Consider the following 17,003-nt stretch of genomic DNA (forward strand, 5'->3'; position numbering starts at 1 on the left):
AGTGGAATCGTAGGGCGGGGCGCCCGCCCTACAGGAAAACGAGAGAGAAGATTTGAAGGAGAGACACATGATCGAAATCAAATCCCTTACAATAGATGAACTGAAAAGCGCTTTGAAGGAAATGGGCGAAAAGCCGTTCCGTGCGGGACAGATCTTCAAATGGCTTCACGAGGGTGTGGAGTCCTTTGAAGAGATGTCCAACTTATCCAAGGACTTACGGGCGCGTTTAGCGGAAAATTTCCTGCTGACCGTACCGGAGGTCGCCCGCAAGCAGGTGAGCCGCGTGGACGGCACGGTGAAATACTTATGGCGTCTGCGGGACGGCAACTGCGTGGAGTCCGTATTGATGCACTATGAGCATGGCGTGTCGGTCTGCGTTTCGACGCAGGTCGGCTGCCGGATGGGCTGCAAGTTCTGTGCCTCCGGTCTGAACGGACGCACGCGCAGTCTGTCCGCAGGCGAGATTCTGGACGAAATCCTGTTCATGCAGAAGGACAGCGGCGAAAAGGTCTCCAACATTGTGCTGATGGGCACCGGCGAGCCGCTCGATAACTACGACAACGTGCTCAAGTTTCTGCATCTGGTGAGCTGCCCGGAGGGAATCAACATCGGACAGCGCCATATCTCCTTGTCAACCAGCGGAATTGCTGATAGAATAGAGATGTTAGCACGGGAAAAGCTGCAGATCACGCTGTCTGTGTCGCTGCACGCGCCGGATGACGAAACACGCTCGTCCATCATGCCGGTGAACGATGCGTATCCGGTCGAGCGCCTGATGAAGGCGTGCCGGTACTATTTCGACACCACCGGACGGCGCATTTCCTATGAGTACATGATGGCGCGCGACAAGACCGACCGCCCGTGGCAGGCCGACCTGCTGGCGAAGCTGCTGAAAGGAAGACCGGCGCACGTCAACCTCATTCCGCTGAATGAGGTTGCGGAAAGTCCGCTGAAGCCGTCCAGGCCGGAAACCGTCCGCAGGTTCCAGCAGGCGCTCGAGAAGCGCGGCGTTACCGCGACCGTAAGGCGCAAGCTGGGTCCGGATATTGATGCGGCCTGCGGTCAGCTCCGTCAGCGGCAGCTGAAGGAGGACGGAAAGAGCAGTTCTCGTGATTAACTTGAATATTCTCACATATAAACACAATCGAAGGAGGTTGTGAAATGGAATATTTCGGCTTGACCGATAAGGGACGGGTGCGCCCGACCAATCAGGATATTTTTCAGATCGAAGCGCGGGAGGACAACCGGACCGCGCTCCTCGTCGTGTGCGACGGCATGGGCGGTGCAAATGCGGGCAACGTAGCCAGCCGCTTTGCCGCGCAGAGCTTTATCGAGTCCGCGGGTGACGCTTTAAGCGGCACACTGGACGAAACGGCTCGGCAGAACCTGCTGACGCAGGCGCTCAAGCAGGCGAACGAGACGGTTTTCTCTCTGGCGGGCAGGCAGCCGGAGTTCCGCGGCATGGGCACGACCCTGGTTGCCGCGCTCATTCAGGGCGACTGCGCGACCGTTATCAACGTGGGCGACAGCCGCGCGTACCGCTTTGACGGCGAAGCCATGCACCAGATCAGCGAGGACCACTCCTATGTGGAGGAAATGCGCCGCCGCGGCAAGATCACCGAGGCGGATGCGCGCACCCATCCGCAGAAAAACCTCATCACCCGTGCGGTAGGCGTGGAGCCGTATGTCGAAGGCGACCTGTTTGAAGTGCGCCTGAACGAAAAGGACATGCTGCTGCTCTGCTCGGACGGTCTGACCGGCATGGCGGAGGACAGCCGGATCGCGGAGGTGCTGGCAAACGCGCCGACGCTCGAGCTGGCCGGTGACGCGCTGCTGCAGCTGGCGCTTGACGGCGGCGGCCGCGACAACATCACCGTTGCGCTGTTCACCCTCGGCAAAAAGCAGGGAGTGTGACGGATTATGGATAAATATATCGGCAGTATGCTCGGCGGACGCTATCAGATTGAAGAAATCGTCGGCGTCGGCGGCATGGCGGTCGTTTACCGGGCGCGGGATACTATTCTCGGGCGCGATGTGGCACTCAAGGTGCTCAAAAAGGAGTTCGCGGAGGACCCGGATATCCGCAAGCGGTTCTCCATTGAGTCGCGCGCCGTTGCCAAGCTGAGCCACCACAATATTGTTTCCGTGTTCGACGTCGGCAGCGAGGACGGCACGGATTATATCGTTATGGAGCTGATCGAGGGCATCACCCTCAAGCAGTATCTGCAGCGCAAGGGACATCTGTCGTGGGAGGAGACCATTTTCTTCGCTGAGCAGGTTGCCCGCGCACTCATGCACGCACACTCGCGCGGCATCATCCATCAGGACGTTAAGCCGCAGAACGTTATCATTCTGCGGGACGGTACGGCAAAGCTGACCGATTTCGGCATTGCCTCGTTCGCTGCCGCGCAGGAGACCCGCGTGGTGCAGGAGGCCATCGGCTCGGTGCACTATATCTCGCCGGAGCAGGCCAAGGGCAGCAAGATCGATTACCGCACCGACCTGTACTCGCTCGGCGTGATGATGTACGAAATGCTGACCGGCAAGCTGCCGTTTGAGGGCGAAACCGCGCTCCAGATCGTTATGCAGCACATCAATGAGGTACCGATCATCCCGAGTGCGTTTGTGCCGGGCATTCCAAAGGGCATGGACGACATTGTCATGCACGCCATGAGTGCGCACATCAGCCGCCGGTATGAATCTGCGGAAAAGATGTACGAGGACATGGAGGTGCTCCGCTCGGACCCGAATGCACGCTTCCACTATGTGGCAAGCGAGGATAACTCGGGCGAGACGCAGATCATCGGCGCGGACATCCAGCGTGCGGCGCGCCGCAGTGCGGCAGAGCATGAAGCCGCTTCCGTTGAGGGCGCAGCTGCGCCGCGCACCCGCACACGCACGCAGACCCGGACCCGCACCCGCACCGGTTTCCGCAAAAAGGAGCAGGATGAGCCGGACGGCTTTTTTGAAAAGCTGGCCGAGCGGCCCGGCATGGCGGTCGGCATGGCGGTCGGCGTGATCGCGGTGATCAGTCTGCTGCTGGTCGGCATTCTGGTGATCACCGGCAGCGGCGACAAGTCGGAGAAGATTATCGTGCCCGACCTCCTCGGACGCAATATCGACGAAGTACTGGCCGACCCGGATATAACCGACAACTTCACGGTAAAGGAAGCGACCGAACGGCAGGAATCCGACCGTCCGGTCGGTGAGATACTCGAGCAGGACCCGAACGCCGACGGTAAGAAAAAGGCAACCAAGGGTACGATCATCACGGTAACGGTGTCCTCGGGCGGCGAAAACGTCAAGGATACCTACAAGGTGATCGACTTTACCGGCAAGACGCTCGATTATGTACAGGCGGCGCTGGCATCGCACGACATCAAGTGCGAGGTCGTTGAGGAATACAGCGACGACGTGGAGGAAGGCAAGGTCATCCGCACCGACCCGGAGGCGGGTACCGAGCTGGAAAAGGGCGCGACGCTGACCGTCTATATCAGCAAGGGCAAGCAGAAGGACGATAACGAAAACGTTGCTGTGCCCGGTCTGCTCGGCATGACCGAGGACGGAGCGCGTGCGGCGCTGGAGGCAAAGGGCTTGAAGATCGGCTCGGTAGACAAAGTGGACAGCTCTGCGGAAGCGGGGTCGGTCGTATGGCAGTCGCAGGATGCCGGTGCTGAGGTGACCAAGGGCAGCACGGTCAACATCCAGATCTCCAAGGGCAAGAGCACATCGAACAATAACTCGCCGGATAACAGCGGCGGCAATTCCGGCGGTCAGGACAACGGCGATGGCGACTACGACGATACGCCGAGCCTCGGCAGTGCGACCATTCCGGTTTCGCTGCCGGACAACACGGATACCGCGCATGTTATCATCTATGTGGACGGCGTGATCCAGTATGACGACACCTGCAGCACGAGCGGCGGCAGCACGTCCATCTCGGTGAGCGGCTCGGTGGGCGACCATGATGTTACGGTCAGCGTGGACGGTTCGACTACCTCGCAGACGTACACATTCAGTTAAAAACGGAGGAATTAAGTTTGATCGAAGGGATCATTCTGAAGGGCATCGGCGGTTTCTACTATGTGGATACCGCCGAAGGCCTCATTGAATGCAAAGCACGCGGACGGTTCCGCAAGACCGTGGGCAAGCCTATTGTCGGGGACCGGGTAACGCTGGAAATCCAGCCGGAGGACGGCACCGGCTATCTGCAGACGATCGCGCCGCGCAAGAACAGCCTGATCCGGCCGGCTGTGGCGAATCTGGATCTGGTCGTTGCCGTGGCGAGCGCGGCACCGCCGGTGACCGACCCGTTCCTGATCGACAAGGTAACGGCGATCGCGGTGCACAAGAACATGGACGCACTGGTCGTCATCAACAAGACGGACGCGAATCCGGGTGACGAGCTGTATGAAACCTACCGCAAAAGCGGCATCGAGGTGCTGCGCGTGAGCGCGCACACCGGCGAAGGCATTGACGCACTGCGCGAGCGCATCCGCGGCAGGGTGAGCGCGTTTGCGGGCAACTCGGGTGTCGGCAAGTCGAGCGTACTCAACCGGCTGGACAGCTCGTTCGGCGCCGAGGTCGGTGCGATTTCGGATAAGATCGGCCGCGGCAAGCACACCACCCGTCATGTGGAGCTGCACCCGATCGAAGGCGGCGGCTATATCGCGGACACGCCCGGCTTCTCCTCGTTTGAGACCGAGCAGATGGATTTGGTGCTGGCCGAGGATCTGCAGTACGCATTTCCGGAGTTCGAGCCGTACATCGGGCAGTGCAGATTCACCGGCTGTGCGCATGTCAAGGAGAAGGGCTGTGCCATCCTTGCGGCGGTGGAAAACGGAGAAATTGCGAAAACCCGTCATGAAAGCTATGTAAAGCTGTATGAAAGTGTAAAGGATCTGAAGGAATGGGAACTTACCAAGGGCGGCACGCGCTGATTTTTGCGGCTGCACCGGAAACCGATTACGGTTACATCCGCGCGTTTCTGCGCGAGCATCCGGACGCGCTCGTTGCGTGTGCGGACGGCGGCCTGCGGCACGCGCGGGCGCTCGGTCTGCACCCGGATTTCATGATCTCCGACCGGGATTCCATGACCGAGGTAGAGGGAGACGATGTGATCCTGCTGAGACCTGAGAAGGACGACACGGACTCGCAGAGCTGTCTGCGGGAGGTGTTCCGCCGCGGCTGCCGCGAGGCGACGCTCGTGTGTGCGACCGGCGGGCGCATCGACCATATGCTGGCAAATCTCTCGCTGCTTGAGGAAGCAAAAACGCTCGGCGGCCACCTGACCATCCTCGATCCGTACAACCGCGTTGAGCTGCATCAGGGCGGACGGCAGGAATTCATCATGCCGGAGACGTTTACCTACTTCTCGGTCGTGCCGATGGACGCGGTGCTCGAGGGCGTGACCATCGAGAATGCAAAATATGAATTAACGAACGGCACGGTTACCCGTGTCGGCATGATCTCCACCTCGAACGAGGCAAAACCGAACAGCCGCTTTGCCGTCACGATTGAACGGGGAACGGCTCTGATTATCTTCTCGCGCGACCGTGTTTTGTGAAAATTCCACACCTGACCCGCCAATATCGGCGGGTTTTTTTATTGTGTCGATTTTGCAATTTATTAAGTCAGGACTTGCAAAAATAAGTTCGCAGGCATATAATAAAAACACATGATAACTGATGAGAGATATAAGGGAGTGCTGAGCATGGCATTGAAGCCGATTTCCAAGATTGCAGCAGGTGTGCAGGCGTCCACGACGCTGGCCATTGATTCGCTGTTCAAGCAGATGAAGGCAGAGGGCAAGGACGTTGTCGGCTTTGGTGCCGGTGAGCCGGATTTTCCGACGCCGGAGCACATCAAGCAGGCCGGTATCGAGGCCATTGAGAACAACCAGACCAAGTACACGCCGGCAGCCGGTCTGATGGACCTGCGCAAAGCAGCCTGCTACCGTCTGAAGGAGGACTGTGGTCTGGACTACGAGCCGACGCAGATCGTTGTGGCTTCGGGTGCAAAGCACTCGGTTTATATTGCGCTGATGACGCTGTGCAACCCGGGTGATGAGGTCGTTATCGCGGCTCCGTACTGGGTAAGCTACTCCGAGATGGTAAAGCAGGCAGGTGCAATCCCGGTCATCGTAGCCGCAACCGAGGAGGCGCACTTCAAGATCACCGCAGAGCAGCTGGATGCCGCCATTACCGACAAGACCAAGGTGTTCATGCTGAACTCTCCGTCCAACCCGACCGGCATGGTATACACCAAGGCCGAGCTGGAGGCGATCGCTGAGGTTTGCTGCCGCCATAACATCTACGTTATCGCGGATGAAATTTACTGCAACCTCGTATACGATAACAACGAGTTTGTGTCCTTCGCTTCTCTGGGCGAGGACGTGAAGGAGCGCACCATTCTGGTCAACGGCGTGTCCAAGAGCTACGCGATGACCGGCTGGCGTATCGGCTACAGCGCGTCCAATCCGCAGCTGGCCAAGGTGATGGCGAACTACCTGAGCCACTCCACCTCTGCACCGTCCACCATTTCCCAGCAGGCGGCCATCACCGCGCTGACCGGCCCGCAGGAGGATATGCAGGTGATGAAGCAGGCGTTCGAGCAGCGCCGCGACCATCTGGTAGAGCGCATGAACAAGATCGAGGGCGTTTCCTGCATCAAGCCGGAGGGCGCGTTCTATGTTATGATGAACATGAAGGGCTTCCTCGGCAAGACCATGTACGGCAAGGTCATCGAGAGCGCCGAGGACTTCGCGCAGCTGTTCCTTGAGAAGGGTCTGGTTGCGACCGTTCCGTGCACCGCATTTGCCGCGCCGGGCTTCGTCCGCTGGAGCTATGCGACCTCGCTCACCGAGATTGACAAGGGTCTCGACCGCCTCGAGGCGTTTATTAAGAACGCGTAAGCATTCGTAATTCCGAGCAGCACTCTGAAAAGGGTGCTGCTTTTTGGTTTCTGCACCGAACCTCTGGGGCACTTGAACCGCGCAGGCGGTGCAGGAAAAAGGGGAGGACGCAAAATCTAACGGCGAAACCGCTGCAAACTTTGTTTATTGCTACAAGATAGCGCAAAATCGGTCGGTTTTGCTTGAAATGACCGGTGCAAAGTGTTAAACTAAAATCGGACTGTTATGGAAGATTAGATACCATCCAAGTCCGTTATTTCGTTATAATTTGGATAAAATACACACCGGAAAGGACGAATAACATGAACAACGTGTACGAAAGCCCGCTTTCTTCGCGCTACGCTTCCAAGGAGATGCTCTACACCTTCTCCTCGGATATGAAGTTCTCCACCTGGCGTCGGCTGTGGCTGTCGCTGGCTAAGGCGGAGCTGGCGCTCGGTCTGCCGATCACGCAGGAGCAGGTGGACGAGATGGCCGCGCACCTGACCGACATCGACTACGATGTGGCCCGTCAGCGCGAGAAGGAGGTACGCCATGACGTTATGGCGCACGTTTACACCTTCGGCAAGGCGGCTCCCAAGGCGGCCGGCATTATCCACCTCGGCGCTACCAGCGCGTATGTCGGTGACAATACCGACATCATCCAGATCCGCGAGGGTCTGCTGCTGGTTCGCAAAAAGCTGGCGACCGTACTGGACAAGCTGGCGCAGTTCGCGGATGCACACAAGTCCCAGCCGACCCTCGGCTTCACCCACTTCCAGCCGGCACAGCTGACCACGGTCGGCAAGCGCGCTACCCTGTGGATGAACGAGCTGCTGATGGATTTGAACGAGGTAGAATACCGCATCGAAAACCTGCGCATGCTCGGCAGCAAGGGCACGACCGGCACGCAGGCGTCCTTCATGGAGCTGTTTGACGGCGACGAGAGCAAGGTTAAGGAGCTTGAGAAGCGCATTGCCGATGATTTCGGCTTTGCAGGCGTGGTTCCGGTCTCCGGCCAGACCTACTCCCGCAAGATCGACGCGCAGACGCTCGCAACGCTCGCCGGTATCGCAGAATCCGCTTCCAAGTTCGCAACCGACCTGCGTCTGCTGCAGCACCTCAAGGAAGTAGAGGAGCCGTTCGAGAAGAACCAGATCGGCTCGTCCGCCATGCCGTACAAGCGCAACCCGATGCGTTCCGAGCGTATCTGCGCACTGGCGCGCTACGTCATCTGCGACAGCCTGAACCCGGCGTTCACCTCGGCTACCCAGTGGTTCGAGCGCACGCTCGACGACTCTGCGAACAAGCGCATTTCCGTGCCGGAGGCATTCCTTGCCGTTGACGCAATCCTCAACATCATGATCAACGTCGTTTCCGGTCTGGTCGTTTACCCCAAGGTCATCGAGGCGCACGTTATGAACGAGCTGCCGTTTATGGCAACCGAGAACATCATGATGGACGCCGTAAAGCGCGGCGGCAACCGTCAGGACCTGCACGAGCGCATCCGCGAGCACTCCATGGCTGCGGGCAAGCGCATCAAGGAGGAGGGTCTGGAGAACGATATGGTTGACCGCATCGCCGGCGACCCGATGTTCGGCATGACCCGTGAGCAGATCCTCGAGCACCTCGACCCGTCCGCTTACATCGGCCGCTGCCCGTCTCAGGTAGACGAGTTCCTGAGCGAGTGTGTTCGTCCGGCGATCGCGCCGTACCTCACCGGTGAGGACGTAAAGGTAGAGATCAACCTTTGATTCGTTTCAGATCACAGTCTGAAACGAGATAGGATGTACCGCACATGGCGCGGATACATCCCGGGCGCATATTTGCGCGTCGCACGCGGCACATAAATATGCTTACCGGTATAAAAACCGGTGCTAACCTTGCGCGGCATTAAAAAGCCGCGCTGCACAGGTACATGCCCCACGGTTTTTATGAATATCCCGCGCAGCGGGATATTCTATTGCACACGCGCCACAGGCGCGGAATTGTTATACAATATGTGCAGAATGATTGACTTTTTGGCTATTATGCTGTATACTAAATCAGTTGTGTAACAAAAAAATAAAGGAGGCACTTGCAAGTGAAAAAGAGTGTAACTTCCTTTATCGCGGTCATGCTGATCATCATTTTCCTCGGCGTGACGGCGGTAACAGGAGTGTACATTCCGGGCGGCTGGACCATGCCGTTCCGGAACACGGCAACGTCCGACACGTCTGCGACGGATACGAGCGACACCTCGTCTACCGACAACAGCGCAGACACGGCGGACAACAAGGCAGACAGCACGGATGCGTCTGCTGACACCTCTGCTGACTCGGCTTCGACCGATTCCGCAGACACGACAGACTCCGGTCTGAAGGCCATCATCCCGAGCGTACTCGATACCGACAATGGTATCCGTCTGGGTCTGGATCTGGTCGGCGGCTCCCGTATCGTATACGAGGCCGAAATCCCGGACGGCTACGACACCAACAACCTGTCCGACGACATGAACTCGGTACAGAAGGTCATTCGTCAGCGTCTGACCGACAAGGGCTTTACCGAGGCTACCGTATCCCTCAGCGGCGAGAACCGCGTAACGGTTGAGATCCCGCAGATCACCAACCCGGAGGAGGCCGTACAGACCCTGGGCACCACCGCTCAGCTGACCTTCCTCGATGCCGACGGCAAGGAGTGGCTGTCCGGCTCGGACATCAAGAAGGCGTCCTACGGCTACGGCAACCCGACGAACGGCATGTCCGATCAGCACTACGTTGAAGTGCAGTTCACCAGCGAGGGCCGGAAGAAGTTCGCTGAGGCGACCGGCTCCGTTGCTGCCCGCACGGACGGCACCAACATTCTGTACATCATGATGGATAAACAGATCATCTCGTATCCGTCTGTTTCCGAGAAGATCGACAACGACAGCTGTGTTATCACCGGCAACTTCACCCGCGACAGCGCGACCGAGCTGGCAAACCTCATCAACGCAGGTCAGATTCCGTTCTCGCTCAAGCAGGTAGAGCTTCGCTCTGTCGGCCCGCAGCTCGGCGCTGACGCGATGAGCTCCAGCCTGAAGGCAGGCCTGATCGGTCTGGTACTCGTTATGCTGTTCATGATCATCATGTACCGCATTCCGGGCGTTGTTTCCTGCTTCGCTCTGTGCTTCTACATGGTTATCGAGGCGCTGCTGTTCAGCCTGATCCGCGTAAACCTGTCCCTGCCGGGCATTGCAGGTATTATCCTGTCCATCGGTATGGCGGTTGACGCAAACGTCATTATCTTCGAGCGCATCAAGGAGGAAATGGCTGCCGGCAAGACCGTCAAGAGCGCCATTGACTCCGGCTTCAAGCGTGCGTTCACCGCAATTCTGGACTCCAACATCACCACCCTGATCGCGTGTGGCGTGCTGTTCTTCCTTGGCACCGGCACGATCGTCGGTTTCGCTACCACGCTGGGCATTGGTGTTATCGTTTCGATGTTCACCGCGCTGACCATCACGCACTTCCTGCTCAGACGCATGGTGGATTTCCACATCCGCAATCCGAAGGCTTACGGCCTGCGCGAGCGCAAGGAAGAGAAGAAGCATTTCCCGATCCTCAAGAACTTCAAGATCTTCAGCGGTATCTCTGTCGTACTGATCGTAACCGGCCTTGTTGCGCTGATTCTGCTGCCGTTCGGCAAGAACCTGTTCAACCTGAGCATCGACTTTGCCGGCGGTACCGAGATGGAGTTCAACATGCATACCGCAGTTACGCAGGATATCCAGACCGAGGTCAGCGATCTGTTCAAGGACGCAACCGGTGTGGACGCATCCTCTGTAACCTCCTCCGGTGACGGCAACGAGGACGTGCTGATCCGCTCCACCTCGATCGATTCCGAGCAGCGTGCTGCCGTGATCGACAAGATGCTGGAGAAGTACAGCCTTGCCGATACCGATATCCTCAACAACAACGACGTATCCGCTTCTGTCGGCAGCGACCTGCAGCGTTCGGCATTCCTCTGCTCGATCCTTGCAATCCTGCTGATGCTGTTGTACATCACCTTCCGCTTCGAGCTGACCAGTGGTCTGGCTGCGATCTGCTGCCTGGTTCACGACCTGCTCGTTATGCTGAGCGTTTACGTTCTGCTGCAGATTCCGCTCGACAGCAACTTCATTGCTGCTGCACTGACCATCCTCGGCTACTCGATCAACGCGTCCATCATCGTATTCGACCGCGTTCGTGAGAACCTGCGCACCGCGCGCAAGGAGCCGTTTGAGGTCATCGGCGAGAAGAGCATCTGGCAGACCATGGGCCGTACCATCAACACCACGCTTACCACGCTGTTCACCATCGGCATGGTATACATCCTCGGTGTTCCGTCGCTCAAGCAGTTCACCCTGCCGCTGATCGTCGGTATCCTGGCCGGCGGCTGGTCGTCCGTTATGCTGTCTACCGGTCTGTGGGGCTTCTTCCGTAAGAAGTTCCGCCGCCGCCGCAAGATCTAACGACTATCGAAAAGGCACCCGTTCGGGTGCCTTTTTTGCGTCCGGAGGGCAGTGCAGGAAAAGGTGCCGCTTTATCACAATAAAAAATTGACTTAACAGCACCCCACGTAGTATAATAACAGCAGACAGATAACAAACCACGCGCGTGAAGCGGTGTTCACAAGGGGGAAGTACGATGAAGTGCCCATTTTGCAGCTTTGAAGACAGCAAGGTCGTGGACTCCCGTCCGACGGACGAGGGTACCAGCATCCGCCGCCGGCGTGAATGTCTCCACTGCGGAAAACGCTTTACCACCTACGAGACGGTGGAGCGCATGCCGCTTATGCTGATCAAGCGCGATGGCACCCGGCAGGCGTACGACCGCCAGAAGCTGCTCAACGGTCTGGTGAAGGCGTGCGAGAAACGCCCGGTTTCGCTGATGCAGCTGGAACAGATCGTCGATCACGTCGAGCAGAAGCTGTTCAGCTCGCTCGAAAGCGAGGTTTCCAGCAAGGTCATCGGTGAGCTTGTCATGGAGCAGCTGCGTAAGGTTGATGAGGTCGCGTATGTGCGGTTTGCCTCGGTCTACCGCCAGTTTAAGGACATCAACACCTTTATGGAAGAGCTGAACACGCTCCTCAAAGATAAATAATTCGGCGGGTATGGCGCAGGCTGTACCCGTTTTTTCATATCGAAAGGAAGATGGATTTATGGACGAACGGCTGCAGAAACAGTTGAATTTCATTCTTGAGATCGACAAGGAGAAGAACATTTTCCGGCAGACGCATCTCTCCGGCCACGGCCGCCGCGAGAATGACGCCGAGCACGCATGGCACATGGCCATCATGGCGTATCTGCTGCAGGAATATTCCAACGAGCCGGTGGATGTGGCGCGGGTCATGCTCATGTGCCTGCTGCACGATGTGGTGGAGATTGACGCAGGTGACACCTACGCCTACGACACCGACGGTCTGCAGACGCAGAAGGCGCGCGAGGACGCGGCAAAGCAGCGCATTTATTCGCTCCTGCCGGACGACCAGAAGCGCGAACTGATGGCTGTTTTTGACGAATTTGAGGCCGATGAGACCGCCGAGGCGCACTTTGCCCACGCGATGGACAATCTGCAGCCGCTTCTGCTCAACAACAGCAACGGCGGCAGCGACTGGGCCGACCACGATGTGACCGCCAAGCAGGTCTACGGCCGCCAGAGCCGCACGGAGAAAGGCTCGGCGTACCTGTATGAGCTGACGGACAACATTCTGCAGGCGAACATCAAAAAGGGTGCGCTCAAAGAAAAATAAAAGAAAATAGGAATCGTTTTCGACCGAGTTGACCATTCGTGGTCAATTTTCCCCTCTGAACGGCGTATGGGTGCAGGCACTTATGCAAAGCAAGGAGGTGAAAACGTGTCAGCTGAGATCATCATTGCGGGACTGAGTCTGCTGGGGACGCTGGCGGGCACGGCCGGCGGCATTATCGTCTCCGGCAAGCTGGTCAATTACCGCATCGAACAGCTTGAAAAAAAGGTCGAAAAGCACAATAACCTCATCACCCGAACCTTCAGGCTGGAGCAGCAGGTCGCGCTGCTGGACGAGCGTGTCCGCGTGGCTAACCACCGCATCAGTGATTTGGAAAAGGAGGAAGTCGAGTGAACTGGAAGGTGCGGCTTAGGAATCCGGTATTCTGGGTGCAGATTGTTGTGAGCGCGTTCGCTGCGGTGCTGGCGTATGCCGGTCTGACCGCCGCTGACCTCACCACCTGGGAGAGTGTCGGCGCGCTGCTCTGCAATGCGGTGCGCAATCCGTATTGCCTGTTCCTTGTGCTGTCGAGCGTGTGGAACGCCGTCAACGATCCGACAACTAAGGGTGTCGCGGACAGCGAACGGGCAAGGCAGTATACCATTCCGCAGAAGTAAACAGAAAAAATCCCTCTCATAGAGTAATGTCAGCTTAACTTACTGACATTGCTTGTTTGAGAGGGTTTTTTCTTACAGAATCTCTTTCAGCGCGGCGATAAGCTTATCCATCTGCTCATCCGTGCCGACGGTGATACGCAGGTAATTATCAATGCGCGGCAGCTTGAAATAGCGGATAAAGATACCCTTTTCGCGCAGGGCGGCGAAGATATCCGGCGCTTTCTTCTCCGGGTGGGTGACAAACAGGAAGTTTGTCAGCGACGGCAGCACGGTAAAGCCGAGCGCGCGCAGCGCCTCCGCCGAGCGGTCGCGGGTGGTGCTGACCTTACGGCAGGTCTGCTGGAAGTAATCCTCGTCGCGGATGGATGCCTCACCAACGGCAAGTGCGATGGCGTCCATCGTGTAAGAGTTGTACGAGTTTTTAACCGCCTCGAGCGTGGAAATCAGCGTCTCCGAGCCGAGCGCGTAGCCGATGCGCATGCCCGCGAGCGAGCGCGACTTGCTTGTCGTCTGCACGATGAGCAGGTTTTCGTACTTGCCGAGCAGCGGAACCGCGCTCTGCGCGCCGAAGTCCACATACGCCTCGTCGATGATGACAACGCAGTCCTGATTGTGCTGCAGCAGGTCCTCGAGGAACTCGAGCGTTACGCCGCGGCCGGTCGGCGCGTTCGGGTTCGGCAGCACGATACCGCCGTTCGGCTTGTCGTAATCACGCACATTGACGCAGAAATCCTCGTCAAGCGGCATGTTTTCGTACGGAATGCGGAACAGATCGCACCACACCGGATAGAACGAGTAGGTGATGTCCGGATAGAGAATGGGCTTGTCCGAGCAGAAAAACGACTGGAACGCCAGCGCGAGCACATCATCCGAGCCGTTGCCGAGGAATACCTGCGACGGCTGCAGGTCAAACCGCTCTGCGATAGCGGTTTTGAGTGCTTTTGCGTTCGCATCCGGGTAAATTGCGAGTTTTGCGGCGTCAAACGTGCGCAGAACCTCGGTCACGGACGGCGCGGGCGGGTACGGGTTCTCGTTGGCGTTCAGCTTGATGATATTGTCGGTTTTCGGCTGCTCGCCCGGCACATACGGGTCGATCTTGCGCAGCTTATCGAGAAAAGGCTTGTCCATGGGGAGACCTCCTGTGTTCGTTTTCTTTGATGGGGATAGTTTATCATAATAAAGTGATAAAGTCAAGAGGGTTTGTCGATAACGAAAATTTATGATATAATTCATAACATATGAACGATAATCGTAGGGCGCGACGACTCGGCGCGCCGCATTGAACGGTATGCAGATGGTTTACAACGGCGTGCCGAGGTCGTCCTCCAGAGGACCATCTCTTGCCCTGCAGGGCAATTCACCTTGTCACGCCCTACGAAAAAAATGGTTAAGGTGAAATTATGTACCAACCTTTAGCAGACAAAATCCGTCCGAAGACTTTGGACGATGTGGTCGGGCAGCGGCATCTACTGGGCGAAAACGGCCTTTTGCGCCGCGTCATTGAAAGCGGCAGCATCCCGAACCTGATATTTTACGGGCCGTCCGGTGTGGGCAAGACCACGGTCGCGTCCATCATCGCGCAGCAGACCGACCGCAAGCTGTACCACTTAAACGCCACCACAGCGGGCATTGCCGACATCAAGGCGATCATCGACGAGCTGGACACCTTTCTTGCGCCGAACGGTGCGCTCGTGTACCTCGATGAGATCCAGTATTTCAACAAAAAGCAGCAGCAGAGCCTGCTTGAATTCATCGAAACCGGCAAGATCACGCTCATCGCATCCACAACGGAAAACCCGTATTTTTACATCTACAACGCGATTTTAAGCCGCTGCACGGTATTCGAGTTCAAGCCGGTCGAGGCTGCCGATATGCGCCGGGCAGTGGAACGTGCGTTGAAGCTTGCGATGGGCGAGGATGCAAAGCCGGTCGAGGACGGTGTGGCGGATTACATCGCGCAGGCAGTCGGCGGCGATGTACGCAAGGCGCTCGGCGCGGTCGAGCTGCTTGTCTCCGGTGCGGGGGCGGACGGCATCACGCTCGCGGACGCGCAGCAGGCGGCGCAGCGGTCGAATATGCGCTACGACCGCGACGGTGACAGCCATTACGACATCCTCTCGGCGCTGCAGAAGTCCGTGCGCGGCTCCGACCCGGATGCCGCCCTGCATTATCTCGCGCGGCTGCTCGAGGCAGGCGATATGATCTCCGCGGCGCGGCGCATGCTCGTTATTGCAAGCGAGGATATCGGTTTGGCGTACCCGCAGTGCGCCGCCATCGTCAAGGCGTGCGTGGACAGCGCGTTCCAGCTGGGATTGCCCGAGGCGCGGATTCCGCTCGCGGAAGCGATCATTTTGATGGCGACCGCGCCCAAATCCAACAGCGCCATCAATGGTATTGATGCCGCCATTGCCGACATTCGGGCGGGCAGGGCAGGCGATATTCCGGCGCACCTTAAGGATGCGCATTACGGCGGCGCAAAGAAATTAGGCCGCGGACTGACGTATCAGTATCCGCATATGTACCCCAACCATTGGGTGCAGCAGGAGTATCTGCCCGAGGAGCTGCGCGGCGCACAATACTACGAATACGGCCCGAATAAGACCGAACAGGCCGCGAAAGCGTACTGGGATAGAGTGAAAAATCAGAAATAATGGAAAATGGAGAATGAACGTGACGGTTTCATTCTCCATTTTTTTGCTGTTCACTCGAAAACGGTTTTAACCGGCTTTTTATCGCACCCAACCGGCGTATAGGTCCATTCATCAATGTGTCCTTCGGTGATGAAATACCGTGGCGGTGTCGGTGCATCATACGGCGCAAGAACGTCGATGATGGTCAGCTTTACCTTCATCCGCTGCGGCAGGATGGACTTGATGTACACGGATACCGCCATGCCGGGCCGCAGGTCTGCGCGCGGCTCCGCAAGGCCGGACAGGTTGGGCGTAAGCTCGATGAACACGCCGTACGGCTCGATGGAGCGGACAACGCCGCGCACGGTCTCACCGACGGAGAACAGCGCCGCGTTCTGCGCCCAGGTGCCGAGCAGCTCACGGTGGGTGAGTGAAATTCGCCGGTTTTCCGGCTCCACGGTGCGGACAGCGGCTAAAATGGACTGCCCGACGGTCAATCGGTCGCTCGGGTGGCAGATGCGCGACACGGACAGATTTTCGATGCCGATGAGCGACGGCACGCCGCAGCCTGCGTCCACGAATGCACCGAACGGCTCCAGATGCGTCACACGCGCCGGAATCACGTCACCCGGACGGAGGGAATCGAGCAGCCGGTCCTGCGCCTTCTGCTGAACGATGGTGCGCGACAGCCACGCCGTGGGCGGGTCCGTGCTCTCGTCGATATCGGTGACGACGAAGCAGGTGGGCTTGCCTACACGCGACAGGATGGCAATCTCGCGCGTGTCGCCCTCCGCCACGCCGAGCGCGCAGGACACGCGCGGCAGGATGCCCTGTGCGATGCCGAGGTCGAACAGCAGGTCGTGCGCGGCGGTGCACCGCTGTGCGACGGCTTCCAGAATGCGTCCCTCGTCCTGCGCCTGCCGCAGCGCGCCGAGTGTCGAAAATGCCTGCCGGACCGCAGGCCGTACCATGTAGCTGCCCTCGGGCAGATAGGATTCGCTTGTTTTCATATGCAGCCGAGCCTCCTTTGGGGTCTGCCTTACTATATGTGCAGGCAGGGCAGAGTAGCACCAAATTTCGCAAAAGTGCATAGTCTGTAAACAGAAATTATGGATA

15 protein-coding genes are annotated in these 17,003 nt (G+C 58.0%); 13 read left to right on the forward strand and 2 right to left on the reverse strand.

Annotated elements, in window-relative coordinates:
• Positions 1-67: 67 nt before the first annotated feature.
• The 12 genes from rlmN to PGY33_RS08025 all read left to right on the forward strand — a co-directional run bounded on the left by rlmN (position 68) and on the right by PGY33_RS08025 (position 13,257).
• Positions 68-1,117, forward strand: a complete 1,050-nt coding sequence (gene rlmN / locus PGY33_RS07970) for a 23S rRNA (adenine(2503)-C(2))-methyltransferase RlmN (protein ID WP_270478096.1) — start codon at positions 68-70, stop codon at positions 1,115-1,117.
• A 44-nt stretch (positions 1,118-1,161) separates the two neighbouring features.
• Positions 1,162-1,914, forward strand: coding sequence for a Stp1/IreP family PP2C-type Ser/Thr phosphatase (locus PGY33_RS07975; protein WP_270478098.1), 753 nt, complete (start codon positions 1,162-1,164; stop codon positions 1,912-1,914).
• Between the two features lie 6 nt (positions 1,915-1,920).
• A complete protein-coding gene (gene pknB, locus PGY33_RS07980) occupies positions 1,921-4,023 on the forward strand; it encodes a Stk1 family PASTA domain-containing Ser/Thr kinase (RefSeq protein WP_270478101.1) in 2,103 nt (700 codons plus the stop codon).
• Between the two features lie 17 nt (positions 4,024-4,040).
• Positions 4,041-4,940 (forward strand): ribosome small subunit-dependent GTPase A, encoded by a 900-nt coding sequence (gene rsgA / locus PGY33_RS07985; RefSeq protein WP_270478103.1) that lies wholly within the window; start codon positions 4,041-4,043, stop codon positions 4,938-4,940.
• A complete protein-coding gene (locus PGY33_RS07990) occupies positions 4,910-5,566 on the forward strand; it encodes a thiamine diphosphokinase (protein ID WP_118360819.1) in 657 nt (218 codons plus the stop codon). The genes rsgA and PGY33_RS07990 overlap by 31 nt, the downstream gene beginning before the upstream one ends.
• Before the next feature lie 147 nt (positions 5,567-5,713).
• Positions 5,714-6,913, forward strand: coding sequence for a pyridoxal phosphate-dependent aminotransferase (locus PGY33_RS07995; RefSeq protein WP_199667353.1), 1,200 nt, complete (start codon positions 5,714-5,716; stop codon positions 6,911-6,913).
• Between the two features lie 302 nt (positions 6,914-7,215).
• Complete coding sequence (purB, locus tag PGY33_RS08000) at positions 7,216-8,646, forward strand: adenylosuccinate lyase (protein WP_116704618.1); 1,431 nt, start codon at positions 7,216-7,218, stop codon at positions 8,644-8,646.
• A gap of 329 nt (positions 8,647-8,975) precedes the next feature.
• Positions 8,976-11,363: a protein translocase subunit SecD gene (gene secD / locus PGY33_RS08005; protein ID WP_270478106.1), complete on the forward strand. Its 2,388-nt coding sequence runs from the start codon at positions 8,976-8,978 to the stop codon at positions 11,361-11,363.
• 175 nt (positions 11,364-11,538) lie between these two features.
• Positions 11,539-11,994, forward strand: coding sequence for a transcriptional regulator NrdR (gene nrdR, locus PGY33_RS08010; protein ID WP_270418404.1), 456 nt, complete (start codon positions 11,539-11,541; stop codon positions 11,992-11,994).
• A gap of 58 nt (positions 11,995-12,052) precedes the next feature.
• On the forward strand, positions 12,053-12,643 hold the full coding sequence (locus PGY33_RS08015) for an HD domain-containing protein (protein ID WP_270478109.1): 591 nt from the start codon (positions 12,053-12,055) through the stop codon (positions 12,641-12,643).
• A gap of 105 nt (positions 12,644-12,748) precedes the next feature.
• Complete coding sequence (locus tag PGY33_RS08020; RefSeq protein WP_118285681.1) at positions 12,749-12,994, forward strand: hypothetical protein; 246 nt, start codon at positions 12,749-12,751, stop codon at positions 12,992-12,994.
• Complete coding sequence (locus PGY33_RS08025; protein WP_118285680.1) at positions 12,991-13,257, forward strand: phage holin; 267 nt, start codon at positions 12,991-12,993, stop codon at positions 13,255-13,257. Before PGY33_RS08020 ends, PGY33_RS08025 begins: the two co-directional genes overlap by 4 nt.
• A 72-nt stretch (positions 13,258-13,329) precedes the next feature.
• Here the strand turns inward: PGY33_RS08025 and hisC are convergent, their stop codons facing one another.
• Positions 13,330-14,385: a histidinol-phosphate transaminase gene (gene hisC / locus PGY33_RS08030; protein ID WP_270478116.1), complete on the reverse strand. Its 1,056-nt coding sequence runs from the start codon at positions 14,383-14,385 to the stop codon at positions 13,330-13,332.
• A gap of 272 nt (positions 14,386-14,657) precedes the next feature.
• On the opposite strand from hisC, the gene PGY33_RS08035 reads away from it, so the two are divergent.
• Positions 14,658-15,908, forward strand: a complete 1,251-nt coding sequence (locus tag PGY33_RS08035) for a replication-associated recombination protein A (protein WP_181967685.1) — start codon at positions 14,658-14,660, stop codon at positions 15,906-15,908.
• A 50-nt stretch (positions 15,909-15,958) separates the two neighbouring features.
• Here the strand turns inward: PGY33_RS08035 and PGY33_RS08040 are convergent, their stop codons facing one another.
• Positions 15,959-16,897 carry a S1 RNA-binding domain-containing protein gene (locus PGY33_RS08040; RefSeq protein ID WP_270478119.1) on the reverse strand — a complete coding sequence of 313 codons (939 nt, stop codon included), beginning with the start codon at positions 16,895-16,897 and terminating at the stop codon, positions 15,959-15,961.
• Between the last annotated feature and the right edge of the window lie 106 nt (positions 16,898-17,003).

This window comes from Butyricicoccus sp. AF18-9LB, from assembly GCF_027684505.1.
Classification (GTDB): domain Bacteria; phylum Bacillota; class Clostridia; order Oscillospirales; family Butyricicoccaceae; genus Agathobaculum; species Agathobaculum butyriciproducens.